Genomic DNA, 25,367 nt, shown 5'->3' on the forward strand with positions numbered 1-25,367 from the left:
TTGGAATAAGAGTTTTGAGACGATGGCTGGCAAGAACCTGCTCCTGCGCGGCGATACGCTTCCCCTGATCCGCCGCCTGTGGCGCGACTGGATGCGGCCGCATGCCCGGACGCTGGCGTTGGTGCTCATCCTCGTGGCCCTCGTCTCGGGAGCGACCGGCCTCTATCCGGTCCTGATCAAGGCGGCCTTCGACGCCTTCACGGCCAAGGACCAGACCGCGATCCTGCTGGCGCCGCTCTTCGTCATCGCGGTCACTTCGGTGAAGGGCTTTTCGCTCCTCGCCCTCACGGTCCTGACCAACCGGGTGGTGACCAAGATTGAAGCCGACATGCAGACCGCTCTCTACGGCCATATGATCGACGCCGACATCGCGCAAATCGGGCGCGAGAGCCCTGCGGCCCTGACCCAGCGCTTCACCACGGATTTCCTATTCATCAAGGAAGCACTGACCCGCATCTCCACCGTGTTCCTGCGGGAGGTGACCACCATCATTGCGCTCATCGGCGCCATGCTGTGGATCGATCCGGTCCTCACCCTCGTCGCCGGCCTCACCGTGCCGTTCATCGCTCATCCGATCGGCAAGATCGGTAAGAAGCTGCGCCGCGTCGCGATCTCCACCCAGGAACAGACGGGCCAGATGGCGAGCCTCATCACCGAGAGCCTCGCCGGTACGCGCATCGCCAAGACCTACGAGCTCGAGGGCTATCTCAAGAGCAAGGCCGCCTTCACGTTCGACGAGGTGCGCAAGCTCAAGATGAAGGCTGCCAATGCCCGCGGCCGCCTCGATCCGCTGCTGGAGGCGGGCGGCGGCTTCGCTGTCGCGGCCGTGCTGGTGCTGATCGGCCAACGCATCGTCTCGGGGGGCAGCACGGTCGGCGACTTCACCGGCTTCGTCAGCGCCTTGATCCTCGCCGCGCAGCCGATCCGGGCGCTGGGCAATCTCAACGCCATCGTGCAGGAGGCAGCAGCGGCCCTCCAGCGCACCTTCGACGTGATGGACGACAAGCCAAAGATCAAGGATCGGCCGGGCGCCACGGCGCTCAAGGTCGCCGGCGGCGAGATCCGCTTCAAGGACCTCGGATTTTCCTACAATACCGAGCAGGTCGCGGTTCATCACGTGGATTTCACGGCCGAGGCTGGACGCACCACGGCGCTCGTCGGCCGTTCCGGGTCGGGCAAATCGACTCTCCTGTCCCTCGTGCCCCGGCTCTATGACGTCACCTCCGGAACCGTGCTGGTGGACGGGCAGGATGTGCGCGACGTGACCCTTCATTCCTTGCGTGCAGCCATTGCGGTTGTGAGCCAGGAGGTGGTGCTCTTCGACGATACGGTGCGCACCAACATTGCCTTTGGCCGACCGGGCGCGACGGAGGACGAGATCATCGCAGCCGCCAAGGCGGCGGCGGCGCACGATTTCATCATGCGGATGCCTCAGGGCTACGACACCGTCGTCGGGCCCGGTGGCGGGCGACTCTCAGGTGGCGAGCGTCAGCGTGTGTCGCTGGCTCGGGCTTTCTTAAAGGATGCGCCGATCCTGCTTCTCGACGAGGCGACGAGCGCGCTCGATTCCGAGTCGGAACAGCTGGTGCAGGAGGCGATCCGCAAGCTGATGAAGGGCCGCACGACTCTGGTGATCGCGCACCGCCTGTCGACGGTGCGGGATGCGGACAGGATCGTGGTGATGGAAGCTGGGCGTGTGGCCGAGATGGGCTCCCACGAGGCGCTGATCACGACTGGCGGCACTTATGCCCGCCTGCATCGCCTCCAGCTGTCCGGCGAAGCGGAGCCCGCGAGCCCGGCAGCCTAGAGCATTTTCAGGCGAAGTGGGAATCGGTTCGCCGTCCGAAAATGCGGCAGATAAAGACTTTCACAGACGCTTCGCGATTTCGGGGAAACGCAACCGCCCCAGGTTTTCCGGTATATTATTACAATATTAAGGTGACCCTCTTAGGCTGGCTGTGCCTTCAAGGAGGAAATCCATGCTTCGCTCCCTTCTCGCAGCCGCAGCGCTGATCTTCGCAACCTCGCTCGCCGGAACGACGGGCGCCGCCGCCCAGGGCCTCGTTCCCTGCGCGCCGGAGCACGGCTTCTGCCGCGTTCCCTATCCGACGCGCGTCATCTACGGCGTCCCTGGCCGTCAGGCGGTGATGGACGTCGCGGGACGCGGCATTCCCTGCTCCAACGAGGCCTTCGGCGATCCAGCGCCCGGAATTCCGAAGCGCTGCGCCTACATTGCCCGCGGCTATGGTGGAGGTTTCGAGGAACCGGCACCGCGTCCCCGTCGCGACTGGCACGGCTGGCGCGAAGCCACCTATAGCGAGCCGGCCTGGCGGACCTGTGCTGACGAGAACGGCTTCTGCGGTTTCAGGGGGCAGAAGCGGGTCCGCTATGGCGCTCACGGCCGCTACGCCGAGGGCTTTTACCAGGGTGGGGTCGGCTGCAACAACGGCACCTTCGGCGATCCGATGCCCGGCGTGCGCAAGCAGTGCCAAGTACTTGATTGACCACGTGCTCGATTGATCAAGGGATCGATTGATTTGTGATCGAAGGATCGGTGCGAGAGAGCTTCGTCCTCACTCGCGCCGCATGATCCGATCGACGAGCATGTTGGACCAGAAACCCGGGCGGAAATCGCGCTCGAGGGCCTCCGGATCGTAGCCCGTTTCGAGCCAGGTCAGGAACGGAATGCCCTTCGCCTCGCCATTTCTGCGATACTGTTCGAAGAAGGCATCGAGAATCCCGGTCTTGGAGAAGCGGAAATGGCCGTAGCGGGCCGAGAGTTGGCGCAGAGCCTCGTCGACGCTGCGCCCCTCATGGACGATGAGATAGAGCGCGGCCACGAAGCCCGCCCGATCGGCGCCCGACTTGCAGTGCAGGACGGCCGGATATTCTATCGTCTCGAAGAAATCCTTGGCGGTGAGAAGCGTCTCCCGGTCCGGTGCGCCGCGGGAGCGCACCACGAACTCGACGAGATTGATGCCGAGCCGTTCGCAGACGTCCTTCTGAAGCTGCCATGAGCCGTGCTCGCGCCCGCCGCGCAGGTTGACGATGGTGCGCACACCCTCGTCCTTGAGGCGCGAGATCTGGTGCGGCGCCGGCTGCGCCGAGCGCCAGAGCCGCCCTGAGACCCGGTGCTTGTTGAGGTAGAGCAGACGGAAGACTCCGTGATCGACCAGAAGCATATTGGCCCAGGCGCGCACGCGCGCGAGACTGCCCTCCACGGGCTTGTCCCAGCGGGCGATCCGGGCCATGCGGCGCGCATAGCGGGTCTCAGGCTTGAGGAACCTGTTGATCACGGCGATCCAATGTTGCGGTTTCAGAGCGTCAGCCGACCCTGCGGTCAGGCCGCCTTATCGACGATCAGTCGCCATTAATCAATCATATGGCCGGAATGCCGTCCTCTCCCAGGCCTGAAGCCGATCCTATCTGTTGCCGCCCCGCGCCCCGTCGTGTAAGGGGTGCGTTTCGATACAACCCTCCTTGACGGATATGGCCGCCGAGTTCGGGCCTGAGACTGCCCGAAGGTCGCCTGCCGTCGAGACCAAGCACTTCAGGAGAGCGGCGTCATGTCGTCCACCTTCGAGACCGTCGCCGGCATCATTTCCGAGACCGCCGACATCCCGCGCGATCAGATCACGCCGGAAAGCCATGCCATTGACGATCTCGGCGTTGATTCGCTGGCGTTTCTGGACATCGCGTTTGCCATCGACAAGGCTTTCGGGATCAAGTTGCCTCTCGAGCAGTGGACGCAGGAGGTCAACGAGGGCAAGGCTCCGGCCGAGGAATACTTCGTCCTGAAGAACCTCGTGGCGCATATCGACGCGCTCGTCGCCGCCAAGACCGCCTAAAGACACGCAACGAAAGCGTCCGTCGCGGACGCACGACCCGGCGGGCCGGCCGCGCAGCCGGCTCCAGACGATGGAGCAGCTTCGGCCGGAATGCCGTCCCTGCTTGGCCCGCCCGGGACGACAGGAGAATGGTTCGGATCGCGGATGCGCCTCGAATATTTTGAAATGATCGATCGGGTGACGCGGCTCGACCGGGATGAGCGGCGAATCGAGGCCACCTCCACGGTGCCGACCGAAAGCCCCGTCTTCGAAGGCCACTTCCCGGGCCATCCCCTGGTACCGGGCGTCCTCCTGACCGAGACCATGGCCCAGGCCTCCGGCTATCTCGTGCTCGGCCTGATGAACTTCACCCACATGCCGTTCCTGATGGCCGTCGACAAGGCGCGCTTTCGCACCTTCGTCGGGCCCGATACGGTGCTCACCGTCACGGCGCAGCTCGAGCATGAGGGTTCGGGCTATGCGGTGACGAAGGCGAAGATCCTGGCCGAGGGCAAGCCGATCTGCGATGCGGAGCTGCGCTTCCGGATCATGCCCTTCCCGGCCGGGATGGACGAGCTGATGCGGGCCCAGGCGCGCCGCATCAGCCTCTTGGCGGAGACAGCTTGATGCGCGACGTCGTGATTACCGGGATCGGGATCATCTCTGCGGCGGGAGAGGGAGTCGAGGCGCATCTGAACGCCCTCACGGCCGCTTCACCACGGGTCGATGCCGAAACATTCGCCCCCTATCTGGTCCATCCGGTCGCGACGCCCGACTACGACAAGCAGATCGCCAAGAAATCCGACCAGCGGCAGATGGAAGCCTGGCAGAAGCTCGGCTGCTATGCGGCGGGCCTCGCCCTCGACGCGGCCGGGGTGAAGGAGAATGCGGAGCTGAAAAGCCGCATGCACCTGATCGTGGCGGCAGGTGGCGGCGAGCGTGACTATGCGGTCGACGGGCAGATCCTCACGGGCCTGCGCAAGGCCGACAATCCCGGCGTGTTCCTGAACGAGCGTCTGATGGGCGACCTGCGCCCGACCTTGTTCCTCGCCCAACTTTCGAACCTGCTCGCCGGCAACATCGCCATCGTGCACGGCGTGACCGGAGCCTCCCGCACCTTCATGGGTGAGGAATCGAGCGGTATCGATGCGATGCGCATCGCCCATTCGCGCATCGCCTCGGGCCAGAACGACATCTTCCTGGTCGGCGGGTCCTACAATGCCGAGCGGCCCGATGCGCTGCTGATCTACGCCATGGGCGGCTTTCTCTGGAAGAACGCCCATCGGCCGGTCTGGGAGCGTCCAGCGGAGGGCGGCGGCATGATCCTGGGTTCCGGCGCCTGCTTCCTCGTGATGGAATCCCGCGAGCATGCCGAAGCGCGGGACGCAAAGCCTCTCGCCGCCATCGCCGGCATTGCCTCGGACCGAACCCGGCGCGAGCCGGGGAGCGTCGCGAAAGCGGTCCGCTCGCAGATCGATCTGCTCGGGGCGAAGCCCGACGTGGTTCTCTCGGGCGCGACGGGCGTCAAGGGGCTGACCGAGGAGGAGCAGGGCGCTCTCCTGGACGCGCTTCCGAACGCCGCCATTCATGCGACGAGCGACGTGACCGGCCACCTCATGGAGGGCCTGGCTCCCGCGGGCGTGGCTCTCGCGGCCGCGCTCATCGCGCAAGAGCAATCCAACGAGGCGCTCGTCACCTCCGTCGGCCATTGGCGCGGCGAGGGTGCCGTGCGGCTCACCAAAGCCAACTGAAGGGGGACCGGCATGGCGCTTCGCGACAATCAGGGCCGCCCGCTCGTCGCCGTCACCGGCATGGGCGTGATGACCTCCCTAGGCCAGGGCAAGGACGATACCTGGGCCGCGCTCACGGCGGGGAAGTCCGGCATCCGCCACATCTCCCGGTTCCCGATCGAGGGACTGCGCACCAGCATTGCCGGGACCATCGACTTCGTCGAGGCGGACCCTTTCTGCGCGCCGGTGCTCTCGGAACATCTCGCCGTGCGGGCAGCCGAGGAGGCCGTCGGCCAATCGGGCCTGGGTGCGGGCGATTTTCCGGGTGCCCTGTTCATCGCGGTGCCGCCGGTCGAGATGGAATGGCCGCAGCGCGAAGCCCTCGCGGAAGCCTCCGGCCAGGATGGGGACATCACCTACCGCGATCTCCTGAAGGCCGCCGAGACCGGCCGGTTCAAATCCTGGCACGACCTGTTCATCTTCGGCACGGTGGCCGACCGCGTGGCCGACCGTTTCGGCGCCAAAGGCTCGCCGATCTCGCTCTCGACCGCCTGTTCCTCCGGCGCCACCGCGATCCAGCTCGGCGTCGAGGCGATCCGGCGTGGTGAGACGGATGCGGCCCTGTGCATCGGCACCGACGGCTCCGTAAATCCGGAATCCCTGATCCGCTTCTCGCTTCTCTCCGCGCTTTCGACCCAAAACGAGAGCCCGGAAGGCGCGTCGAAGCCGTTCTCCAAGAACCGGGATGGCTTCGTCATGGGCGAGGGCGGCGCGGCCCTCGTCCTGGAGAACGCGGAGACCGCGAAAGCGCGCGGCGCGACCATCCTGGGCTATGTGCTCGGCTGCGGCGAGAAGGGTGACGGCTTCCACCGCACCCGTTCCTCGCCGGACGGCATGCCCGCCATCATGGCGATCCGCGAGGCTCTGTCGGATGCCGGTCTGGCGCCGGATGATATCGATTACATCAATGCCCACGGCACCTCGACGCCCGAGAACGACAAGATGGAGGCGATGAGCTGCACCGCCGTGTTCGGCGAGCGCATGGCGCGCCTGCCGATCTCGTCGAACAAGTCGATGATCGGTCATACGCTCACCGCTGCCGGCGCCGTCGAAGCGGTGATGTCTCTCCTGACCCTCGCCAACGGGCGCATTCCGCCGACGATCAACTACAAGGTTCCGGATCCGACGATCCCCCTGGACGTGGTCCCGAACGAGGCGCGGGACGCCGATGTCCGCTACGTGCTGTCGAACTCCTTCGGGTTCGGCGGCCAGAACACCTGCCTCGTGTTCGGGGCTGAGCCGAAAGGGGCTTAAAATCATGGGCCGGATCTTCGTGACGGGCGGCGGCAAGGGCGTCGGCGCCGCCATCGTGCGGGCGCTGGTCGCGTCCGGCCACGACGTGGACTTCACCTATCGCTCCTCGACGGAAGCGGCCCTGGCGCTCGCCGACGAGCTGATGGCCGCCCATCCAGGCCGCACGGTGAAGGCCCATGCGCTCGATCTCACCCGCAAGGAAGCCATCGACGATTATTGCGCGAGCCTCGAATCCGAGACTTTCTTCGGCTTCGTGCACAATGCCGGCCAGCCCTACGACGCGCTCGCCGCCATGATGCAGCAGGACAAGGCCGAAACGGCCATGCAGGTGAATTTCTGGTCCTTCACGCGGATCGCGAAATCGCTCATGCGCGGCATGATCCGCGCCCGCGCCGGGCGCATGGTCGCCATCGGCTCGGTGGCGGCGCTCCAGGGCAATCCCGGCAACGCCGCGTACGCGGCATCCAAGGGCGCCCTGATCTCCTATTGCCGCACGCTCGCCATCGAGACGGCGAAGCGCGGGCTCACGGTCAACGTGATCGCGCCGGGCTTCATCGATACGGACATGATGGCTCCTTATGCAGCTTACCGCGAGAGCATGGAAAAGCAGATTCCTGCCGGCCGTTTCGCGAAGCCGGAGGAGATCGCCGGCGTCGCGGCTTTCCTGATGAGCGAGCCCGCCGCCTATGTGACCGGCGCCGTGCTGCCCATCGACGGCGGCCTGACATCGATGATCGGCATTCACCGCTGATCGGCGGCGTCGCCGGTCAATCGATCCTGGTCACGTCTCCCGGGCCGAGCAGTTTAAGAGCCTCGGCGACGGTCGTGCCTCGGATCGCGAGGTCTGGGGCGATCTCCGCAAGCGGGACGAGCACGAACCGGCGCTCCAGCACGAAAGGATGCGGCAGCACCAGTTCGGGCGTATCTATGGCGACGTCGTCGTAGGTGAGGATGTCGATATCGATGATCCGAGGCCCCCACTTCACCTCGCGGATGCGGCCGAGGTCCCGCTCGACTTTCAGGCACAGGGCGAGCAGATCGGGCGCCGACAGCGCCGTCTCGACGAGCACGCAGGCATTGACGAACCAGTCCTGCGCCACCGGCCCCCACGGCTCGGTGCGGTAATCGGCGGACCGGGCGACAGTCTTGGCGCCGCCGGCATCCAGAGCCGCAATGGCCCGTGCGATGGTGCCGCGCTTGTCCCCGAGATTGCTCCCGAGACTCAACGCCGCCCTGATGGGCTTCGGCTCAGTCATGACGGGAGCGCCTGATCTCGATGGCGACGCTTTCCAGGATGAGTGGAATGGGAGCCTCCGGCTTCTCGACGCGCACCACGACCTCCTCGATCCGCGGGAAGGCCTGCAGCACGTCAGCGGCGATCGCTTCCGCGAGGCCCTCGATGAGGTTGAAACGCCGGTTCACCGCAAGGTCGTTCACGCGCTTGGCGAGCGTCGCATAGCAAACCGACAGGCCGTAATCGTCGGCTTCCCCAGCCGGTCTGAGATCGACCTGGCAGGTGAGGGTCACGTAGAAGCGCTGGCCCAGCTCCGCCTCCTCCTGATGGAGGCCGTGATAGGCATAGACCGCAAGGCGGGAGAGAATGATGCTATCGCTCATGACCGACCTCTGACCAGTGCATCCGCCACGCGGCAGGCCTCCTTGTGGGCCTTCACGTCATGAACGCGAAGGATGTCCGCGCCGCTGCAGATCGCGACCATATGCGCGCCTAAGGTCCCAAAGAGCCGCTCCTTCGGCGGCACGCCGGGCGGGTAGAAGCGGCCGATGATCGATTTGCGCGACACGCCGACGAGCACCGGCAGGCCCAGGGCCTTCAGCTCCGGCAGGCGCCGGAGGGCGTCGAGATTCTGCTCCGCTGTCTTGCCGAAGCCGATGCCCGGATCAAGGATCAGGTGGTCGTCGGGAATTCCGGCCCGCCGCGCGAGGGCGAGAGAACGCTCGAAGAAGTGTAAAGAATCGGCCACGATGTCGAGGGCGGGGTCGATCTCGTGCCGGTTGTGCATGAGCACCGCGTAGGCGTCGTGATCGGCAACCACGGCCGACATGTCGGGATCGTGCTGAAATCCCCAGATGTCGTTGACGATCCGGGCCCCGGCCGCCAGGGCGCCGCGAGCCGTGGCGGCCCGATAAGTGTCGATGGAGATTGGCACGCTCACCTGCGCGGCAAGGTCGCGGATGATCGGGATCACGCGTCTTTGCTCCTCTTCCGCCCCGATCGGCGTATAGCCGGGGCGGGTCGACTCACCGCCGATATCGAGGATGTCGGCGCCCTCCAGCGCCAGCTCAAGGGCATGGGCGCGCGCCGCGCCGGAATCGAAGAAATCGCCGCCGTCGGAGAAGGAATCCGGCGTGACGTTGAGGACACCCATGATCAGGGTGCGCGATCCGAGTTCGGCGAGAAGGGCTGGCATGGCAAGCGTCCGAAGGGCAGGTCGTTTCTTTTTCGCGATTTGGACGGATTGTCGAGAGCGGGCCTGTCCATTTCCCATGATGGCAGCGAGGGTGTGGTCCTGGGAAAGGAGCCGAGGCTTGTCATTCAGAGGCCTGCGCTTTAAGCCCCGTCTCAAATCTCCCGTCATGGCCGGGCTTGTCCTGGCCATCCACGTCTTAAGACGCTTGAGAAGGCGTGGATCCCTAGAACAAGTCCGGGGATGACGACGAAAAGGATCTTAAAAATGCGTGCCCTTCAGCTTTTCGGCGACCGCGATCTCCGCCTGACCGAGATGGACGCTCCGCCGCCTCCCGGTCCGGGCGAGGTGCAGGTCCGCGTCAAGGCACTGGCGCTGAACTATCTCGATGTTTGGGGCTTTCGCGGCATGGCTTTCGCCAAACGCAAGATGCCCCAGGCGGTCGGTGTCGAAGCCTCCGGCGAGATTGCGGCGGTGGGCGAGGGCGTCACGCGGTTCAAGGCAGGCGATCCGGTCACCATGTACGGCGCCGAGACCTGCGGCCATTGCAAGGCCTGCCGGGAGGGCCGCGACAATCTGTGCGAGAACGTCGCCGGCATCATGGGCTTCCACATCGACGGCTTCGCCCGCGAGCTGATCAACCGGCCCGAGCGGCTCGTCATTCCGGTGCCGCAGGGCGTGTCCTTCACCGACGCGGCCTGCGCGCCCATCGGCTTCGGTACCGTTCAGCACATGCTGTTCGACAATGCGAAGCTGGAGCCGGAAGAATCGATCCTCGTCCATGCGGGCGGGTCGGGCATCGGCACCGCGGCTATCAAGATGGCGAAGGCGATCGGCTGTACTGTCTACACGACGGTAGGCGACGACGAGAAGGGCGAGAAGGCGAAGGCGCTCGGCGCCGATCACGTCATCAATTACCGCACCGAGCGCTTCGAGGGCGAGGTCCGCCGGCTCACCAAGCGCAAGGGCGTCGACGTGGTGTTCGAGCATGTGGGCACCGATACCTGGAACGGGTCGCTTCTGTGCCTCAAGCGCGGTGGCCGCCTCGTGACCTGCGGCTCGACAAGCGGCGTCTCCACCACCATGAACCTGATGCAGCTCTTCCAGCAGCAATACCGGATCTTCGGCTCCTTCGGCTGCTCCATGCGCAACATCCGCGAATCGCTCGCCAAGATGGCCGGCGGCATGAATCCGGTGATCGATTCCGTGTTCCCGCTCGACGAGTTCCAGAAAGGGCTGGAGCGTCTGGAAAGCCGCAAGGTGTTCGGCAAGGTGGTCGTGACGTTTTAGAGCAGAACCGCTCCCTGTCATTCCGGGACGGCCCTTTGGGCCGGGCCCGGAACCCATAAACGCCGAGCTTTACGAAGAGGACGCTGCGGCTTGAGTTGCATCCTATCCTAAGCTGTCAGTGGCTATGGGTTCCGGGCTCCACTTCGTGGCCCCGGAATGACAAGGGTGGCCGGCCCGCTATTCCGTCCCAAGAACCGTCCTGATCACCTCTGCCGTCTCGGCGGCCCTGACGTCCCAGGAATGCGCGGTGGCGATCAGCGCCGCGCCGGCCGCGCCCATGGCCGTTGCTCCTGAGGGATCGGCCACGAGCCGGGCAACGGCGTGGGCCAGCGCCCCAGGAGCGCCCGAGGGAACGACGAGGCCGCAGCCTCCGCCCCGGACGATGTCCGCCATGCCGGGGAAGTCGCTGACGATCACCGGCCGTCCGCAGGCCAGCATTTCGAAGAGTTTTAGGGGCGTGATGCCGTGGGCCGTGATGCCGCTCGGATCGACGCTCGGCACGAGGGCCGCCACGGCGCTGCGGATCAGGGCCGGCAGCTCCGCCTGCGGCACCCGGTCGAGCCAGGTGACGGGGGCGGAGGCGCCTTCCAGGGCAGTTCTCAGGCTCTCGTCGACGATGGGGCCGGCCATGACGAGCTCGACGCCCGCGGGCCAGGCAGGCGAGCGGGCGGCCTTGAGCATCACCTCGACCCCGTGCCAGCGGGTCATGCCGCCGAAGAAGAAGGCGTAGGGACGTTCGCGCTCCGCGCATGGACCTTCCGGGCTGAAGACCTTCGTGTTCGCCCCGTTGCCCACATGAAAGGCGCGGGCATGGCCCGCCTCCGCCGATCCCCAGGCTACAAGCTGGGGCGTGACGGCGATCAGGGCGCTCGCCCAGCGATATTGCAGCCTCTGGAGAGAGGTGAGGATCCCTTTCAGCCGCTTGAAGCGGGGATGGGTGACGAAGGCCTCCGCATAGACGCCGTTGATCTCCTGAATCACCGGCTTTCCAAAAATCTTCGCCGCGAGCGCGATAGGGAAGGCCGCGAAATGCGAGCGGAAATAGACGAGATCGGCCCGGCGCAGTTTCGCCAGCGCCGACAGAGTAACGCGGGCATAGCGGCCCAGCTGGCCGGCAAGGCCGCTGCGAGAGGCTCCCCGTTCGGCGACGAGCGTCACCGGATAGCCCCGTCGCTCCAATCCCTCGCAGATCTCCAGCACATGCGTCGCAGCAGCGCTGCCGGGGACGATCCGCTCGCAGCAAACGTAGAGAATACGGGGTTTTTCGGTGGCGTTCAGGGGAAGCGCTCGCAGATTTTGAGACGAGGCGGCCTTGTACAGAGCCATGGCGGCACCGTCGAGTGTTTCGCGGCCCTTACTGGACAACCTTGCCCGTGCGGTCTATCGGCGCGGTTCAAGGATTTTCATCGCCCATGCGCATTGCCGTCCTCGATTTCCATTCTCTCGCCAACGATTCACGCGTGCTGCGGACGGCCGAGGCGTTGCATAGGGCCGGCCACGAGGTGCTGCTGATCGGCTATGGGCCTGCACCGAAGGACGTGCCCTACCGTGTGGCGCTACTTCCCGATCTGCCTTCGCCGTTCCTGATTAGAGCCGGGATTCTACTTCGGCAGGCGCCCGCCAACCTGCTGCCGGCCTCCTCGCATTTCTTCTATTGGCTGCACGAGGGGCGACGCAGCGCCCGCAAGCTCCTGCGGGATTTCCGGCCGGAGGCGGTCCATGCCAACGATTGGACGACCCTGCCGCTCGCCCTTGACGCAAAGGCCCGCTTCGGTGCCCGCATCGTCTACGACAGCCACGAGATGGCGATTGCCGAATACGAGCACAGCCTGAAATGGCGGATCGCCGCCCTGTCGCATGTGCGGGCCATCGAGGGGCGCGGGATCCGCGCCGCCGATGCGGTGATCACGGTCAGCCCGGGCATCGCCGATGCGCTGCCGGAGGCCTATCCGGGTCTTGCCCGGCCAACCGTCATCCGCAACGTGCCCGATGCGACGCTGGCCCCGTTCCGGCCCGTCGGTGCGACGATCGAGGTCCTGTTCCACGGTCTTTTGCGCGACAACCGGGGCCTTGAGGCCATCGTCGATTCCCTGCCGCATTGGCGCGACGAATTTCGCCTGACCCTGCGCGGGCAGGCTGCGCCTTCTTACCTTGAGGCCCTGAAAGCCCGCGCCGAGGCGAGAGGCGTGACGCAGAGAATTCGCTTCGAACCCGCCGTCGCGCCGCAGGAGGTCGTGTCCCGCGCCTCCGAGGCGGATCTGGGATTGTGCATCCTCCCCGATTCGAGCCGTCACAACCGCTTCGCCCTGCCCAACAAACTGTTCGAATACCTGGCCGCAGGCCTCGCGGTGGTGGTCTCGCCGCTGCCGGACATGGCGGAGATCGTCACCCGCTATCGCTGCGGCAGTCTCGCCAGCGACGATGCATCTGCCATCACGGAGGTCATCAACGGCCTCGACCGCACGGCCCTCGACCACATGAAGCGGCAGGCCCTGGTTGCCGCTGCGGAACTGAGCTGGAACCGGGAGCGGGAGACCCTGGTCGGCCTCTACGACCAATTATCGCGCACCCGTCCTGGGGGTTGACGAAGCTCGCTGAGCACGGAATGAGGCATGGCCTTTTCCGAGACGGATTTTCAGGAGACTCCGTGGTTCATCGTTCCCTCCGCCCCCGCAGCCTCGCCTCGCGCGTGACCGAGACGGTCATGGTCGGCCTCGTGCGGAGCGTGTTCGCTCTGTCGCGGGTCCTTGGCCCGGAACGGTCCGGCGCCGTCGGAGCGGCCCTGGCGCGGACGATTGGTCCTCTGCTTCCGACCCACAGGACCGCGCTCGCCAATATCCGGGCAGTCTATCCCGGCAAGCCCGAGAGCGAGGTCCGGGCCCTGGCGCGAGCGGCCTGGGACAATCTCGGACGGGTTGGCGGCGAATACCCGCACCTCGGCACGCTCTTCGATTTCGATCCCGACCGGGCCGAGCCCGGCCGCACCGAGGTGGATGGGATCGAGCATTTCCTCAGTCTCAGGGACGACGACAAGCCGGGCATCATCTTCTCCGCCCATCTCGCCAACTGGGAATTGCCGGCGATCTGCGCGGCCCGGTTCGGGCTCGACGCGACGGCGGTGTTCCGCGCGCCCAACGATCCCGCGATTGCCCGCGTCCTGCACGAGATCCGTTCCGAGACTATGGGCGGGCTCGAAGCCGCGCGTCAGGGCGCGGCGTTCGCCATGCAGGGAGCGCTCGAGAAGGGCGGCCATCTCGGCATGCTGATCGACCAGCATTTCACCCGTGGCGTGCTCGTGAACTTCCTCGGCCGTCCGGCCCTGGTGAACCCGATCCTCGGCAAGTTCGCCCGCCGGTTCGATTGTCCGGTCCACGGAGTCCGCGTCATCCGCCTGCCCGGACATCGCTTCCGGCTGCAATTGACGCCGCCTCTCGATCTGCCGCGCGATCCGGACGGGCAAATCAACGTGCAGGGTGCCATGCAGGCGATGACCTCGGTGGTGGAGAGCTGGGTGCGTGAAAATCCTGAGCAATGGCTGTGGATGCACCGCCGCTGGCGCGCGCCTGCGGGCCTCAAGCTAACGTGAGTTTCCTTTGAGGTTGTTTTCGTGGTTCTCTAGCGGGACCATGGTCTCACGTTCGAACAGTTCCCGTGTGAAGACGGTCCTGGCGGCGCTCGGGCTCGCCATTCTCATTCAGCCGGCCCTTGCGGAGCCGCCGCGCGCCGTCATCGAACTCTTCACCAGTCAGGGCTGCTCGTCCTGCCCGCCGGCCGATGCGCTGCTTTCGAGCCTCTCGCATCAGGCCGATCTCGTGGCGTTGTCGTTCCCGGTGGATTACTGGGATTATCTCGGTTGGAAGGACACGCTCGCGCAGCCTCTCTTCACGGCCCGGCAGAAGGCCTATGCGGAATCGCGCAGCGACAAGCAGGTCTACACGCCGCAGATCGTCGTCAACGGAACGAAGCCCTGCATCGGCTCGGATCATGCGCGGATCGAGAAATCCATCCAGACCACAAATGAGGGCCGACCTTCCTTGCCGCTCGATGTCAGTCTCAAGGAAGAGAACGGGATCGTCACGATCTCTGTCGAAGAGACACCGCACAGCAATCTGAGAAGGGGCGAGGTGTGGGTTCTACCGGTCCTGCGTTCCCAGAGCGTCACCATCGGCCGTGGCGAGAATCGCGGGAAAACCGTGACTTACGCCAATGTGGTGCGCGGCATGACGCGGGTCGGTGAGTGGCGGGGCGGTGCGGCGCGATTCCAGATCCCGCTCGCCGCCGCTCGCCGCGAGGCAGACGGCTATGTGGTGCTCGTGCAGTCCGGCGAGGACAGCAGGCCGGGACCGATCCTCGGCGCCGCGAAAGGCGGCGGCCTTTAATCCCTAAAGCAGGATGACCTTGTTCGGCAGTTCGTCGACATCGTCGAAGCGGGGCGGCGCATGTTCGGCGAGAATAGCGCCGGTGCGCTGGATCGCCGCCACGAGCCCGTCCGTGAGATGTCCATCGCCGATCTGCCGGGTCAGGTCGGCGATGATGTCGCGCCAGACATCCGGCGCGACCCGGTCGGCGATGCCGACATCGGCCAGAATCTCCGCATGATGCTCGGCCAGCGCGATGTAGAGGAGGACGCCGGTGCGTTCCCGCGTGCGCGTGAGGCCGCGGCTTAAAAACTCCCTCGCCGCCGCCTCGCGGGCCCGCGCCCGCTTGATGAATCCCGGCACCATGCTGTGACGGCGGGACGGCCAGGACAGGAAGAGGCTCAAGAAGAGCGCGACCAGGAGCTGGATCAGGAAGATCCGCGACGGGCCCAAGGTGGTGATTGCGATGAGCGGCCACGGCACCACCAGCGCGATCAGAAGCGCCCACAGGACGGGAATCGACCGATAGCTGCTCGCCTGTTCGGCGATCACGACGACGATCTCGCCGGCGGTGAGATCCTCCACATCACTGATGGCCTGGGTCAGGCGGGCATGGTCCTGCTGCGAGATCATCTACCAGCTCCCCGATGCGCCGCCGCCCCCGGAGGAGCCGCCTCCGCCGGAAAAGCCTCCACCCCCGCCAGACCATCCGCCTCCCGAACCACCGGACCAGCCGCCGCCGGTCGGGATGATCCACGGCCCGCCGCGGCCACGACGGAGCGGCCGTCCCCGCGCGTCGCGGACGATGCTGGAAATGATGATGAACAGGAACACCATGACGACGATCGCGACCCAGGGGTCGATGGAATCGCTTTCATCCTCGCGCACTTGGGCGCGTCGCTGCCATTCCTCCGCGTCGCCGGTCAGGATCGACAGCATGGCATCGACGCCGGCATTGATGCCGCCGGCGAAATTTCCCTTCTGGAATTGCGGTGCGATGGCCGTGGTGATGATCACCTTGGAGAGCGCGTCGGTCAGCGCGCCTTCGAGCCCATAGCCCACCTCGATACGGACCTTGCGCTCCTTGGGGGCGACGAGGAGGAGGGCGCCGTTGTTTTTGTCGCCTTGTCCGAGCTTCCATTGGCGGAAGAGGCGGTTGGCGTATTCCTCCACCTCCAGGCCGTCGAGGGACGGAACGGTCGCTACCACCACCTGGTCGGAGGTCTTGTCCTCATGCGCCTTGAGCTTCGCTTCGAGTGTCGCCTTTTCGTCGGGCTTCAGGAGGTTCGCCGCATCGACCACCCGGCCGGTGAGGGCCGGAACCGACTGGGCGAGCGCCAGGACCGGAAAAAGAATGAGGAGGACAAGGAAAAGGGCCGCGCGTACTCCCTCCCCCTTGCGGGGAGGGGTAGGGGTGGGGGTGGTTCGACGGGGGACGAGATCCGACGCGGCCGGTAATGGCCTCAGCTTTCTTAACCTCGAGAAAGCCGCTTTGACTTTGCGACCCCCACCCTCGGTCCCTCCCCGCAAGGGGGAGGGAAGATCGCGTGCCGTCACCCTCATCCGCCTAGAACTTCACCGTCGGGGGGCGCTCGGAATTGGGTGTCGCCGTGAAGGTCTCCATCGGCTTGGCCTGCGGATAGAGAACGGCGGCGATCCAGCGGCCCGGGATGGTGCGCAGCTCGGTGTTATAGGCCCTGACCGCTTCGATATAGTCGCGCCGCGCCACGGCGATCCGGTTCTCGGTCCCTTCGAGCTGCGACTGCAGGGCCAGGAAATTGGCGTTGGATTTCAGCTCAGGATAGCGCTCCACCGTGACGAGGAGGCGGCCCAATGCGCCGGAGAGCTGGTTCTGCGCATCCTGGAACTGGCGGAATTTCTCCGGATCCGTGACCGTCGAGGCATCGACCTTGACTTGGCTTGCTTTGGCGCGGGCTTCCGTCACCTGCGTCAGTACCTCGCGCTCCTGATTGGCGAAGCCCTTCACCGTCTCGACCAGGTTGGGGATCAGATCGGCACGGCGCTGATACTGATTCTGTACCTCGCTCCAGGCGGACTTGGCCTGTTCCTCGAGAGTCGGCACGTTGTTGATGCCGCAGGCGGAGAGCCCGAAGGCCATGGCGATCATGGCCAGGGCGACGCGAAGCCGCGCCGGCAACAGCAAAGTCGTCATGTATGTCCTCTCGCGAATCGCTCACCCCGTCGACGGTTTCACAAATGGAGCAGCGCTGCCGTTTCAACAAGCCGCTTCCGTATGGCCCGGACGATCGGTTTGGGGCATAATCCCCCGCAATTTCCCGTTTCGAGACGATCCATGACCTTCCTGCCGGATCTGAGCACGTTCCTGACCTATTCGCTCGCCTGCACGATTCTGTTCATCACGCCGGGGCCCGACATGAGCCTGTTCCTGGCGAAAACCATGTCCGGCGGCCGCAAGGCCGGTCTTGCCGCCATGCTCGGCGCCATGGCGGGAAGCTGCGTCCACACGCTGCTTGCTGCGCTCGGCCTCTCGGCCCTGCTCGCCGCCTCGGTGACGGCATTCACCGTCCTCAAGATCGTCGGTGCGCTCTATCTCATGTGGATGGCCATCGATGCCGTCCGCAACGGCTCGGCCCTGCACGTGAAGGACGAGGGCCGGATCGAGGTGTCGTTCTGGAAAACCTTCCTGGTGGGAGTCGGTATCAACCTGACGAACCCGAAGGTCGTTCTGTTCTTCGTGACCTTCCTGCCGCAATTCGTCCAGGCGACCGATCCGCATGCCTCGGAGAAGCTGCTCTTTCTCGGGCTCTATTTCGTCGCTGTGACGGGGCCGATGGGCGCCGTCATGATTCTTGGCGCCGACAAGGTCCTGGCCCTCCTGCGCAGCCGCCCGAAGCTCATGCGCGGCATCGATTATTCCTTCGCCGGCCTCTTCTCCGCCTTCGCTCTCAAGATCCTGGCGACCGCTGCGCGGTGAAACGCGCCCCGTCATTCCGGGACAGCGCAAGCGCTGGGCCCGGAACCCATAAACGCTGACGGTAAAGGATAAAGAGCAACGGCTACCTCTGCGCCCTATCCTTCAACACTGGCGTTTATGGGTTCCGGGCTCTCGCTGTGCTCGCCCCGGAATGACAGGCGTCTATGGCGCCGCCCTGCCGGGAAATGGCGGATCAGATGGCTTGAAGCCGCCGGCATCCCGGCCCGCAATCGCCCAGTAGATCAGGCCGGCCACGGCGCCGGTGAGGCCGAGGACGGCGCTGACATGGAGTTCACCCGGCGTCGCGATGCGGGCGCTGCCGCGCAGAACCCAGGGAATCGCGGCGGTCAGCACGGCCATGGCGCCAGCATACCAGATCACGCTCCGAGCCCGCACGACCTCTCCCACCACCGCGACGAGAAGCGGCGGGAAGACCAGCAGCAGGAAGGCGACGCGACCCACCGCGAAGGCCGTCTCGGCGATCATCGGACCGGGATCCTCGACGGAGAACACCTCGTCCACGAAGGCCCAGAATCCGACGAGCAGCGTGTCGCCGGTGAGCGTTCCCATGACGGGATCGACCACGGAAGCGATGAAAAGGAAAAGCGTGCTCGCGCCGACCGCGATGAGCAGCGCGAGGGGGATAAGGAGAAGATAACGGATCATGCCGTCCCATGGTCGCAAAGTTCGGCCCATCGCGCCAGTGCGGATGGAACGGCCCGACTCAGCTTTGCGTTCACCGGGCATCCCATGCGCAAGAGGAGAGAGCCCGATGTCCACGTCGAAACGCAATGAGCGGCGGCTCTTGAATGACGAGGAATACACCCTTGTGGAGCAGACCCGACATCCGGTGCTCGGCAAGCTGGAGGAGGCGGCGCTCAAGGACCTGACTCAGCGTCTCCGCGAGCGGCGCGACCGAGCGCGCGATATCGCCAGCAGGCAGCGGCGCGAGGTCCGCGGCAAGGGCCGGCAGACGACGACCTTCGAGAAGAAGGATGCGGGAAACCGGCACAAGGCAGGCGTGCTCGCCGAGGCGCTGACCCGCATCAACGGCGAACATGCGCGGCGCAAGGCCGATGAACTGCGCACCAATGCCCGCCGCGCCCTCGCGTTGCGCCAGGAAGCGCCGAAAGCCGCCCGCCCGAAATCCGGGCGCACGCCGCGCGAGGGCATGGCCAAGAAGCCGAACACCCGTCGGGAGAAAATCGGCAATCCCATGGATGCGGGCCGCATCTCGCAGGCCGGCAAGTCTGCCCAGGCGAAGCGCGACAAGGGGTGATCAGGGGAGACGGCTACTCCGCATCCCCCAGAGCATAGACCCCCTCGGCGCCGATGCCCTGTTCGGCCATCATGCGGGCGCGGGCGCGCAGCTTTTCGGTCTCGCTCTTGAGCTGGCCGCAGGCGGCGAGGATGTCGCGGCCGCGGGGCGTGCGCACGGGCGAGGCGTAGCCGGCGCGGAAGACGATCTCCGAGAAGCGCTCGATCCGCTCCCAGTCCGAGCACTCATATTTGGAGCCCGGCCAGGGATTGAACGGGATCAGGTTGATCTTCGCCGGAATGCCTTTCAGGAGGCGCACCAGCTCTCTGGCATCCGCGTCGGAATCGTTCACGTCCTTCAGCATCACGTATTCGAAGGTGATGCGGCGCGCGTTCGAGAGGCCCGGATAAGCGCGGCAGGCATCGAGAAGCTGCGCGATGTCGTATTTGCGGTTGATCGGCACCAGCACGTCGCGCAGGTCGTCGCGCACCGCGTGGAGCGAGATGGCCAGCATGGTGTTGGCCTCCGTGCCGAGACGCTCCATCTGCGGCACGACGCCGGAGGTCGAGACGGTGATGCGCCGGCGCGAGAGGCTGAGGCCCTCGCTGTCCGACAGGACGCTGATGGCGGCGACCACGTTGTCGGTGTTGTAGAGCGGCTCGCCCATGCCCATGAACACGATGTTCGACACGAAGCGCCCGCCGTCGCTGGGCACGAAGGCGCCTTCCGGCGGCGTCGCGTCCGGCCAGTCGCCGATGCAGTCGCGGGCGACGATGAGCTGCGCCACGATCTCGGCAGAGGTCAGGTTGCGCACGAGGCGCTGGGTGCCGGTGTGGCAGAACGAGCAGGTGAGGGTGCAGCCGACCTGGCTCGACACGCAGAGCGTGCCGCGATCGGTCTCGGGGATGTAGACGCACTCGATTTCGGCGCCCTTGTCGAGGGGGCCGGTGGAGGGCATGCGGATCAGCCATTTGCGGGTGCCGTCCTTCGACACCTGCTCGGAAACCACCTGCGGGCGCGCGAGGGTATAGGCCTCTGCGAGCGCCGCCCGCAGGCCCTTGCCCACGTTGGTCATCTCGTCGAAGTTCTTCGCGCCGCGGAAATAGATCCAGTGCCAGAGCTGCGCGACGCGCATCTTCTGCTCGCGCTCCGGCACGCCGATCTCGGCCAGCTTGTCCTTCAATTCGTCGCGGGTCAGGCCCACGAGAGAGGACTGGCGGGCAGCCTCGACGGTGAAGTCGGCCTTCTTTTCGATGGCAAGTTTCTCGGCGGCAAGAGCATCCTTGCCGGCCGCGCGCGCGGATTCGGTCACGGCCACCGGGGCCGCATTCGTGTTGTGCTTGGCGATGTCGAGCGCCGTCGCCATGGGAAATCACGCCTTCGTTTTATGGGATCGCAGGCGGCATATAACACGAAAGCGGCGGAAACGTGAGAGGGCCTGACGATTTCGTGTCGGGCCCGCCGGAACGGCGCTTACTGAGAGCATTCCTTGCGGGCGCGATCGAGGGCCTGGCTGAAGCCGGTCAGGGAATAGCGGTCGGTCAGCTGGTTGCCGCGGGCGGAGTGCGCCTTCACGACGACGTTCGGCGATTTGGCCATGGTGCCGATGGCCTGGCTCTCTTCGGCCGGGTTCTTCAGCCAGGCATTGGTATCCTTGGTGAGGAGGGCATAGGTGGCCTTGCCGATCACAGCCTCGGCGGGGCCGTTGTCTTTGGCGGCGAAGCCCAGCACCACCGCCACCTCGTTCTTCACGTTCTCCGCCGGGCGGAACGACACGAAGAGATAGGCGGCATCGCGGTTGAGGTTCTTCGGCTGCCGGTCCTTAGGCTGGCTCAAGGCATAGCAGATCTCGGAGCGTCCGGTCTTGGCGGTATAGACGCCCCAGTCGCCATACGAGGCGAGAAGCGTCGCCCCGCCAGGGCCCGAAGCGGCCTGTCCGCCCTTCGCGGCGGCCGCACCGGCGCCGGCAGCAGCGGCTGCCGCGGCAGGCTTGGCTGCCGAGGGCTTTCCGGGTGCCGTCTTGGCCGCCGGCTTTGCGGCCGGCTTGCTCTGCGTCGCAGGGGCCGGCTTCTTGGTGCCCTGGGCCATGGCCTCAGGTCCCAATCCGACGGCGAAAACGGCGGAAATGACGCCCGCGGCCAGGCCGCGCTGAAGAGATGCGAGAATCATGAGACGAACTTTACGGAGAGATGGTTAAGAACTCTTCACCATCTCCGTTAAGCTTAAACACGGCGCTTTGGCGATGCGTCGAAACGCGGCGGCCAGCGCCTCAGTCCGTGCCGTCGAGCGCCTTCTTCGCCTTCTCCCGGTGCTCGTCGGTGATCGAGCCTGCCACCTGCGCGATGGCGGCCGCGAGCACCGCCGCGTCGTCGGCGAAGCCGATGATCGGCAGGAAATCCGAAATCGCATCGGTGGGCAGGATGAAATAGGCGATCGCTCCCATGAGGATGAGCTTGACGCGCTTCGGCGTCGCTGGATCCGTGGCGCAGTAGAACGCCGCCACGAGATCCTCCGCGAACGGGATCTTGCCGCCGACACGCCTCAGCTTGCCCCAGAATTTCCGGATCACGCCGTCGTCGCCGCCGGCCTCCCGGCGGATCGCGTCCATCTCGGCCTTGGTGAACGGCCGTGCGAACTCGCTCATTCCGCTATGCTCCTTCGATACCTTTCGTTCCAACCCGGCGAATCTTGGCTTATGAACGCCGCGAGACACAGGAGGAAACGCATGAAGCTCGACAAATTCATGGCAGCCATCGTCACGGGCGGCGCTTCAGGCCTCGGGGGCGCCACCGCGCGCATGCTGGCCGCTGATGGGGTTAAGGTGGCGATTCTGGACCGCGATGTCGAGCGGGGCGAGAAACACGCCCGCGAGATCGGTGGCCTGTTCTGCGAGGCGGACGTGACGGACGAGGCCTCCATCGACGCGGCCCTCGCCAAGGCTCGGGCGGCCCACGGCACCGAGCGCATCCTCGTCAACTGCGCCGGAATCGCGCCGGGCAAGCGCACGGTGACGAAGAAGCGCGAGACGGGCGAACTCATTCCTCACGATGTGGCGAGCTTCCGCCGCGCCATCGAGATCAACCTCATCGGCACCTATGCGATGATCGCCAAATGCGCCGCCGCCATGGCTGGTCTCGACCCCGTGACCGAGGATGGCGGGCGCGGCGTCGTCGTCTCGACCGCCTCCGTCGCCGCCCAGGACGGGCAGATCGGCCAAGCGGCGTATGCGGCCTCGAAAGGTGGCGTGCTCGGCCTGACGCTTCCCGTCGCACGCGATCTGTCCGGCTTCGGCATCCGGGTCATGACGATCATGCCCGGCCTCTTCCATACGCCGCTTTTCGAAGGCATCGCCGAGGATTACCGCAAGGCGCTGGAGGCCAACGTGCCATTCCCGTCCCGCCTCGGGCGGCCGGAGGAATATGCGGCGCTGGTGCGCAGCATCATCGAGAACGACATGCTCAACGGCGAGGCGATCCGCCTCGACGGAGCATTGCGCATGCAGCCGAAATAGAACGCCGAATCAGGCGAGAGCGAAAAACCGTGCGGTATCGGGATCGATCGGGATTCCGGTCCGCTCCCGCTCCTCCATGACCCGCCATTCCCGATCGCCGGGCGCGAGGGCCGGCGCTGCATTCTTCCCGGGGGTCGTCCGCAATCCCGCCAGATACCGGGCCATCAGGCCATCGTAGGCCTGTCGTCCCACGAAGCGCTCCGGATCGATGGCGAGGCAGAAATGGCCGATGTCGTAAGGCTGGACGCTTCCGCCGTCTGGGTTCATCGGCGGAACGAACGGGTCGGGCGACGCGCCGGTGAGGATCGCGGAAAGAATCGTCACGAGGCCGGCGAGACCCGCTCCCTTGAAGCCGAAATTCTCGCCGCCCAGCGGCATCAGCATCTGGGCGAGATGGGGATTGCGGGTCGGCTCGCCATCGAGACCGGCGGCCACATCGGCGGGCAGTTCCCGCTGCAGGGAGCGGAAGAGCAGAACCCGATTGAACGGAACGGAAGAGGTCGCCATGTCGAGGAGCCACGGCTTCGCGCCCGCGACGGGGGCCGCTGCGGCGATCGGGTTGGTTCCGTGGAACGGCGTCGTGCCGCTATAGAGCGAGACGATCGAATCGGCATTCGTGGTCGAGATCGCGATGAAGCCGCGCTCCGCTCCCGCGAGTGCATAGGCGCCTGCTGCTCCGTAATGGGTCGAGCGGGCGACGCCGACCGCGCCAATGCCGCTTTCCGCGGCGATCCGGCAGGCCTCTTCTATGCCCGCATAGGCAGCCACGTGGCCGAGCGCATGGTCGGCGTCCAGCGTCGCTGTCGCGGCCGCCGTGCGCCGCACCTTGAGCGCCGGGCGGCTGTTGACGCGGCCGGTCCGCAACTCCTCGGCATAGAAGGGCGTGAGCCTGACGCCGTGACTGTCCACGCCGAGACGGGAGGCGTGCATCATCGCCCGCGTGGCGGCAGCAGCAGACGATTCATCGGCGCCTGCATCGCGCAATGCCGCGAGCGCCCGTTCTTCCAGGATTCCGGCAGGAAACCGCAGATCTTCGCTCAGACGGGCCATCGTTTCGGACATCGCGCATCTCCAGTGATTGCGCAGATTGTTTTTCAGGTCCGGTGCCCGAAAGGCAAGCTCTTTAACGCTCTGTTCGGCCGCCTGCGAAGAGATCCATCTTCTGAGCCAGCTCCACGTCGCGGCGCGTCAGGCCGCCGGCATCGTGAGTCGAGAGGGTGACGTCGACCTTGTTGTAGACGTTGAACCATTCCGGATGGTGATTGGCCTTCTCCGCCGCCAGGGCGACGCGCGTCATCCAGGCAAAGGCGGCGCCGAAATCGGCGAAGACGAATTGCTTGCGAATGGCATCCCGGCCCTCCATGAGGCTCCACCCTTCGAGGGCGGGCAGGAGTTCGGTGCGCTCAGTCTCGGAGAGAGGTCTCATGGCTTCATCCACGCAGGGCAGGGCTGTCGCTATTGATGAAGCGCGTCCACCGAGTTTCAAGCCCCGGCAGACCCAAATCCTCCGTCATTCCGGATTGCCGTCAGGCAAGTCCGGAACCCATAAACTCTATCGGTTCAGAATGAAGAACTGCGGCCGCCGCTGCATCTTATTCGCAAAGCTCCGCGGCTATGGGTTCCGGGTTCTCGCTACGCTCGCCCCGGAATGACGGCGGAGCACGGGTGTTCCAGCCGGACTCACGCCACACCGAGCAGGCGGATGAGGCCGATGCTGATGCCGAGGAGGACGAGGAGCGACAGGCTCACGGCCAGCGTCACCCGTCCGCCGACACGTCCGAGGACGCGCAGGTCGACGCCGAGCCCGAGGGCGGCCATCGACACGATGGTGAGCGCCGTCGCCACCGGCAGCACGGCTTTGAGTGCCATGTCGGGGATCGCACCGGCCGAGCGCAGGGCCGCAAGCGCCAGGAATCCGATGATGAACCAGGGCACGAGCCGCTTGAACGACAGGTTGGTGCTGCCGGAGCGCGTGCCGGCGAAGATCGACAGCAGAATGACGACCGGTCCCAGCATCAGGACGCGCACCAGCTTCACGAGGGTGCCGAGCTGGGTGCTCACCATGCCCACCGGCATCGTGGCGGCGAGAACCTGCGGCACCGCATAAACGGTGAGGCCGGCGAGAACGCCATATTGCGTCTCGGAGAGATGCAAGAGCGGGACAAGAAGCGGCAGCGACAGCACGACGATCACGCCGAGGATCGCCGTGAAGGCGATGGAGGAAGCGACATCCTCGCTCTTGGCGTCGATGACGGGCGCCACCGCGGCGATGGCCGAGTTGCCGCAGATGGAATTGCCGCAGGCCACCAGGACGCCCATGCGCCAGGGCAGGCCGAGCAGCCGGCACAGGCCGAAGCTCGCGGCAATCGCCGCAAAGACCACGACGGCGATGCCGAGGATCAGGCCGGAGCCAGCCTGGGCCACCGCCTGGAAGCTGATCGAGGCGCCGAGCAGCATCACGGCGATCTCCAGGAGCATCTTGCCGCTGAACACGATGCCGGGAAGAAAACGCTGGCTCGGGGTCCAGGCCGTCCTGACGGCGGTCCCGAGGAGGATCGCGAGGACGAGCGCCTCGATCCAGGCGCGCCCGGTCCAATGTTCCTCGACCAGTTGCAGGCCGAAGGCGGCAAGGGCGATTCCTGCACAAAGGATCACACCCGGTCCGTTACGCATCCATGCCTTGGCCGTCATCGCAGA

General features: G+C 65.8%; 29 protein-coding genes. 14 read left to right on the forward strand and 15 right to left on the reverse strand.

Annotated features, from left to right (window positions below; translation table 11 throughout):
* The first annotated feature begins 22 nt into the window (after positions 1-22).
* Positions 23-1,807: an ABC transporter ATP-binding protein gene (locus K9B37_RS04965; RefSeq protein ID WP_224311747.1), complete on the forward strand. Its 1,785-nt coding sequence runs from the start codon at positions 23-25 to the stop codon at positions 1,805-1,807.
* 172 nt (positions 1,808-1,979) lie between these two features.
* Positions 1,980-2,504, forward strand: coding sequence for a hypothetical protein (locus K9B37_RS04970; protein ID WP_224311749.1), 525 nt, complete (start codon positions 1,980-1,982; stop codon positions 2,502-2,504).
* 69 nt (positions 2,505-2,573) lie between these two features.
* Here the strand turns inward: K9B37_RS04970 and K9B37_RS04975 are convergent, their stop codons facing one another.
* Positions 2,574-3,296, reverse strand: coding sequence for a fused DSP-PTPase phosphatase/NAD kinase-like protein (locus K9B37_RS04975; protein ID WP_224311751.1), 723 nt, complete (start codon positions 3,294-3,296; stop codon positions 2,574-2,576).
* 270 nt (positions 3,297-3,566) lie between these two features.
* Here K9B37_RS04975 and K9B37_RS04980 point away from each other — a divergent pair, with 270 nt between their 5' ends.
* The 5 genes from K9B37_RS04980 to K9B37_RS05000 all read left to right on the forward strand — a co-directional run bounded on the left by K9B37_RS04980 (position 3,567) and on the right by K9B37_RS05000 (position 7,622).
* Positions 3,567-3,848: an acyl carrier protein gene (locus K9B37_RS04980; protein WP_224311753.1), complete on the forward strand. Its 282-nt coding sequence runs from the start codon at positions 3,567-3,569 to the stop codon at positions 3,846-3,848.
* Between the two features lie 144 nt (positions 3,849-3,992).
* Positions 3,993-4,454, forward strand: a complete 462-nt coding sequence (locus K9B37_RS04985; RefSeq protein WP_224311754.1) for a 3-hydroxyacyl-ACP dehydratase FabZ family protein — start codon at positions 3,993-3,995, stop codon at positions 4,452-4,454.
* Positions 4,454-5,578: a beta-ketoacyl-ACP synthase gene (locus K9B37_RS04990; RefSeq protein WP_224311756.1), complete on the forward strand. Its 1,125-nt coding sequence runs from the start codon at positions 4,454-4,456 to the stop codon at positions 5,576-5,578. Before K9B37_RS04985 ends, K9B37_RS04990 begins: the two co-directional genes overlap by 1 nt.
* 12 nt (positions 5,579-5,590) lie before the next feature.
* Entirely contained in the window at positions 5,591-6,871 is a 1,281-nt protein-coding gene (locus K9B37_RS04995) for a beta-ketoacyl-ACP synthase (RefSeq protein WP_224311757.1), read from the forward strand.
* 4 nt (positions 6,872-6,875) lie between these two features.
* Complete coding sequence (locus K9B37_RS05000) at positions 6,876-7,622, forward strand: SDR family oxidoreductase (RefSeq protein WP_224311759.1); 747 nt, start codon at positions 6,876-6,878, stop codon at positions 7,620-7,622.
* A 16-nt stretch (positions 7,623-7,638) separates the two neighbouring features.
* Here K9B37_RS05000 and folK read toward each other — a convergent pair whose 3' ends face one another.
* The 3 genes from folK to folP are packed head-to-tail and all read right to left on the reverse strand — an operon-like array spanning position 7,639 to position 9,300.
* Entirely contained in the window at positions 7,639-8,127 is a 489-nt protein-coding gene (gene folK, locus K9B37_RS05005) for a 2-amino-4-hydroxy-6-hydroxymethyldihydropteridine diphosphokinase (protein WP_224311760.1), read from the reverse strand.
* Complete coding sequence (gene folB, locus K9B37_RS05010; protein WP_224311762.1) at positions 8,120-8,488, reverse strand: dihydroneopterin aldolase; 369 nt, start codon at positions 8,486-8,488, stop codon at positions 8,120-8,122. The genes folK and folB overlap by 8 nt, the downstream gene beginning before the upstream one ends.
* Positions 8,485-9,300: a dihydropteroate synthase gene (folP, locus tag K9B37_RS05015; protein WP_224311763.1), complete on the reverse strand. Its 816-nt coding sequence runs from the start codon at positions 9,298-9,300 to the stop codon at positions 8,485-8,487. The genes folB and folP overlap by 4 nt, the downstream gene beginning before the upstream one ends.
* A gap of 264 nt (positions 9,301-9,564) precedes the next feature.
* Here folP and K9B37_RS05020 point away from each other — a divergent pair, with 264 nt between their 5' ends.
* The gene (locus tag K9B37_RS05020; RefSeq protein ID WP_224311764.1) at positions 9,565-10,587 is read left to right on the forward strand and encodes a zinc-binding dehydrogenase; all 1,023 of its coding nucleotides are present in this window, start codon (positions 9,565-9,567) and stop codon (positions 10,585-10,587) included.
* A gap of 177 nt (positions 10,588-10,764) precedes the next feature.
* Here K9B37_RS05020 and K9B37_RS05025 read toward each other — a convergent pair whose 3' ends face one another.
* Complete coding sequence (locus tag K9B37_RS05025) at positions 10,765-11,913, reverse strand: glycosyltransferase family 4 protein (RefSeq protein WP_224311766.1); 1,149 nt, start codon at positions 11,911-11,913, stop codon at positions 10,765-10,767.
* A gap of 86 nt (positions 11,914-11,999) precedes the next feature.
* Between K9B37_RS05025 and K9B37_RS05030 the strand changes: the two genes are divergently transcribed.
* The 3 genes from K9B37_RS05030 to K9B37_RS05040 all read left to right on the forward strand — a co-directional run bounded on the left by K9B37_RS05030 (position 12,000) and on the right by K9B37_RS05040 (position 14,966).
* The gene (locus K9B37_RS05030) at positions 12,000-13,172 is read left to right on the forward strand and encodes a glycosyltransferase (RefSeq protein WP_224311768.1); all 1,173 of its coding nucleotides are present in this window, start codon (positions 12,000-12,002) and stop codon (positions 13,170-13,172) included.
* 62 nt (positions 13,173-13,234) lie between these two features.
* The gene (locus tag K9B37_RS05035) at positions 13,235-14,173 is read left to right on the forward strand and encodes a lipid A biosynthesis lauroyl acyltransferase (protein WP_224311769.1); all 939 of its coding nucleotides are present in this window, start codon (positions 13,235-13,237) and stop codon (positions 14,171-14,173) included.
* Positions 14,174-14,213: 40 nt separating this feature from the next.
* A complete protein-coding gene (locus K9B37_RS05040; protein ID WP_224311771.1) occupies positions 14,214-14,966 on the forward strand; it encodes a DUF1223 domain-containing protein in 753 nt (250 codons plus the stop codon).
* A gap of 3 nt (positions 14,967-14,969) precedes the next feature.
* Here K9B37_RS05040 and K9B37_RS05045 read toward each other — a convergent pair whose 3' ends face one another.
* The 3 genes from K9B37_RS05045 to K9B37_RS05055 all read right to left on the reverse strand — a co-directional run bounded on the left by K9B37_RS05045 (position 14,970) and on the right by K9B37_RS05055 (position 17,118).
* On the reverse strand, positions 14,970-15,578 hold the full coding sequence (locus K9B37_RS05045) for a TPM domain-containing protein (protein ID WP_224311773.1): 609 nt from the start codon (positions 15,576-15,578) through the stop codon (positions 14,970-14,972).
* The gene (locus tag K9B37_RS05050; RefSeq protein ID WP_439651690.1) at positions 15,579-16,412 is read right to left on the reverse strand and encodes a TPM domain-containing protein; all 834 of its coding nucleotides are present in this window, start codon (positions 16,410-16,412) and stop codon (positions 15,579-15,581) included.
* A gap of 100 nt (positions 16,413-16,512) precedes the next feature.
* Positions 16,513-17,118 carry a LemA family protein gene (locus tag K9B37_RS05055; protein ID WP_224311774.1) on the reverse strand — a complete coding sequence of 202 codons (606 nt, stop codon included), beginning with the start codon at positions 17,116-17,118 and terminating at the stop codon, positions 16,513-16,515.
* 141 nt (positions 17,119-17,259) lie between these two features.
* Here K9B37_RS05055 and K9B37_RS05060 point away from each other — a divergent pair, with 141 nt between their 5' ends.
* Positions 17,260-17,901: a LysE family translocator gene (locus K9B37_RS05060; RefSeq protein WP_224311776.1), complete on the forward strand. Its 642-nt coding sequence runs from the start codon at positions 17,260-17,262 to the stop codon at positions 17,899-17,901.
* A gap of 162 nt (positions 17,902-18,063) precedes the next feature.
* Here the strand turns inward: K9B37_RS05060 and K9B37_RS05065 are convergent, their stop codons facing one another.
* A complete protein-coding gene (locus K9B37_RS05065) occupies positions 18,064-18,567 on the reverse strand; it encodes a hypothetical protein (RefSeq protein ID WP_224311778.1) in 504 nt (167 codons plus the stop codon).
* 106 nt (positions 18,568-18,673) lie between these two features.
* On the opposite strand from K9B37_RS05065, the gene K9B37_RS05070 reads away from it, so the two are divergent.
* A complete protein-coding gene (locus K9B37_RS05070) occupies positions 18,674-19,180 on the forward strand; it encodes a hypothetical protein (RefSeq protein WP_224311780.1) in 507 nt (168 codons plus the stop codon).
* Between the two features lie 13 nt (positions 19,181-19,193).
* Here the strand turns inward: K9B37_RS05070 and rlmN are convergent, their stop codons facing one another.
* The 3 genes from rlmN to K9B37_RS05085 all read right to left on the reverse strand — a co-directional run bounded on the left by rlmN (position 19,194) and on the right by K9B37_RS05085 (position 21,767).
* Positions 19,194-20,525 carry a dual-specificity RNA methyltransferase RlmN gene (gene rlmN / locus K9B37_RS05075; protein WP_224311782.1) on the reverse strand — a complete coding sequence of 444 codons (1,332 nt, stop codon included), beginning with the start codon at positions 20,523-20,525 and terminating at the stop codon, positions 19,194-19,196.
* A 107-nt stretch (positions 20,526-20,632) separates the two neighbouring features.
* The gene (locus K9B37_RS05080; protein ID WP_224311784.1) at positions 20,633-21,328 is read right to left on the reverse strand and encodes an invasion associated locus B family protein; all 696 of its coding nucleotides are present in this window, start codon (positions 21,326-21,328) and stop codon (positions 20,633-20,635) included.
* Between the two features lie 100 nt (positions 21,329-21,428).
* Positions 21,429-21,767, reverse strand: coding sequence for a YkvA family protein (locus K9B37_RS05085; protein WP_224312139.1), 339 nt, complete (start codon positions 21,765-21,767; stop codon positions 21,429-21,431).
* Positions 21,768-21,884: 117 nt separating this feature from the next.
* Between K9B37_RS05085 and K9B37_RS05090 the strand changes: the two genes are divergently transcribed.
* Positions 21,885-22,670: an SDR family NAD(P)-dependent oxidoreductase gene (locus K9B37_RS05090; protein ID WP_224311785.1), complete on the forward strand. Its 786-nt coding sequence runs from the start codon at positions 21,885-21,887 to the stop codon at positions 22,668-22,670.
* Positions 22,671-22,679: 9 nt separating this feature from the next.
* On the opposite strand, the gene K9B37_RS05095 is transcribed toward K9B37_RS05090, so the two are convergent.
* The 3 genes from K9B37_RS05095 to K9B37_RS05105 all read right to left on the reverse strand — a co-directional run bounded on the left by K9B37_RS05095 (position 22,680) and on the right by K9B37_RS05105 (position 25,361).
* Positions 22,680-23,732, reverse strand: a complete 1,053-nt coding sequence (locus K9B37_RS05095; protein WP_224311786.1) for an Ldh family oxidoreductase — start codon at positions 23,730-23,732, stop codon at positions 22,680-22,682.
* 61 nt (positions 23,733-23,793) lie between these two features.
* Entirely contained in the window at positions 23,794-24,096 is a 303-nt protein-coding gene (locus tag K9B37_RS05100) for a 4a-hydroxytetrahydrobiopterin dehydratase (protein ID WP_224311787.1), read from the reverse strand.
* Between the two features lie 254 nt (positions 24,097-24,350).
* Positions 24,351-25,361 (reverse strand): YeiH family protein, encoded by a 1,011-nt coding sequence (locus K9B37_RS05105; RefSeq protein ID WP_439651684.1) that lies wholly within the window; start codon positions 25,359-25,361, stop codon positions 24,351-24,353.
* Positions 25,362-25,367: the final 6 nt, after the last annotated feature.

Origin of the sequence: Microvirga puerhi (assembly GCF_020089865.1) — a bacterium.
In the GTDB taxonomy this organism is placed as follows: domain Bacteria; phylum Pseudomonadota; class Alphaproteobacteria; order Rhizobiales; family Beijerinckiaceae; genus Microvirga; species Microvirga puerhi.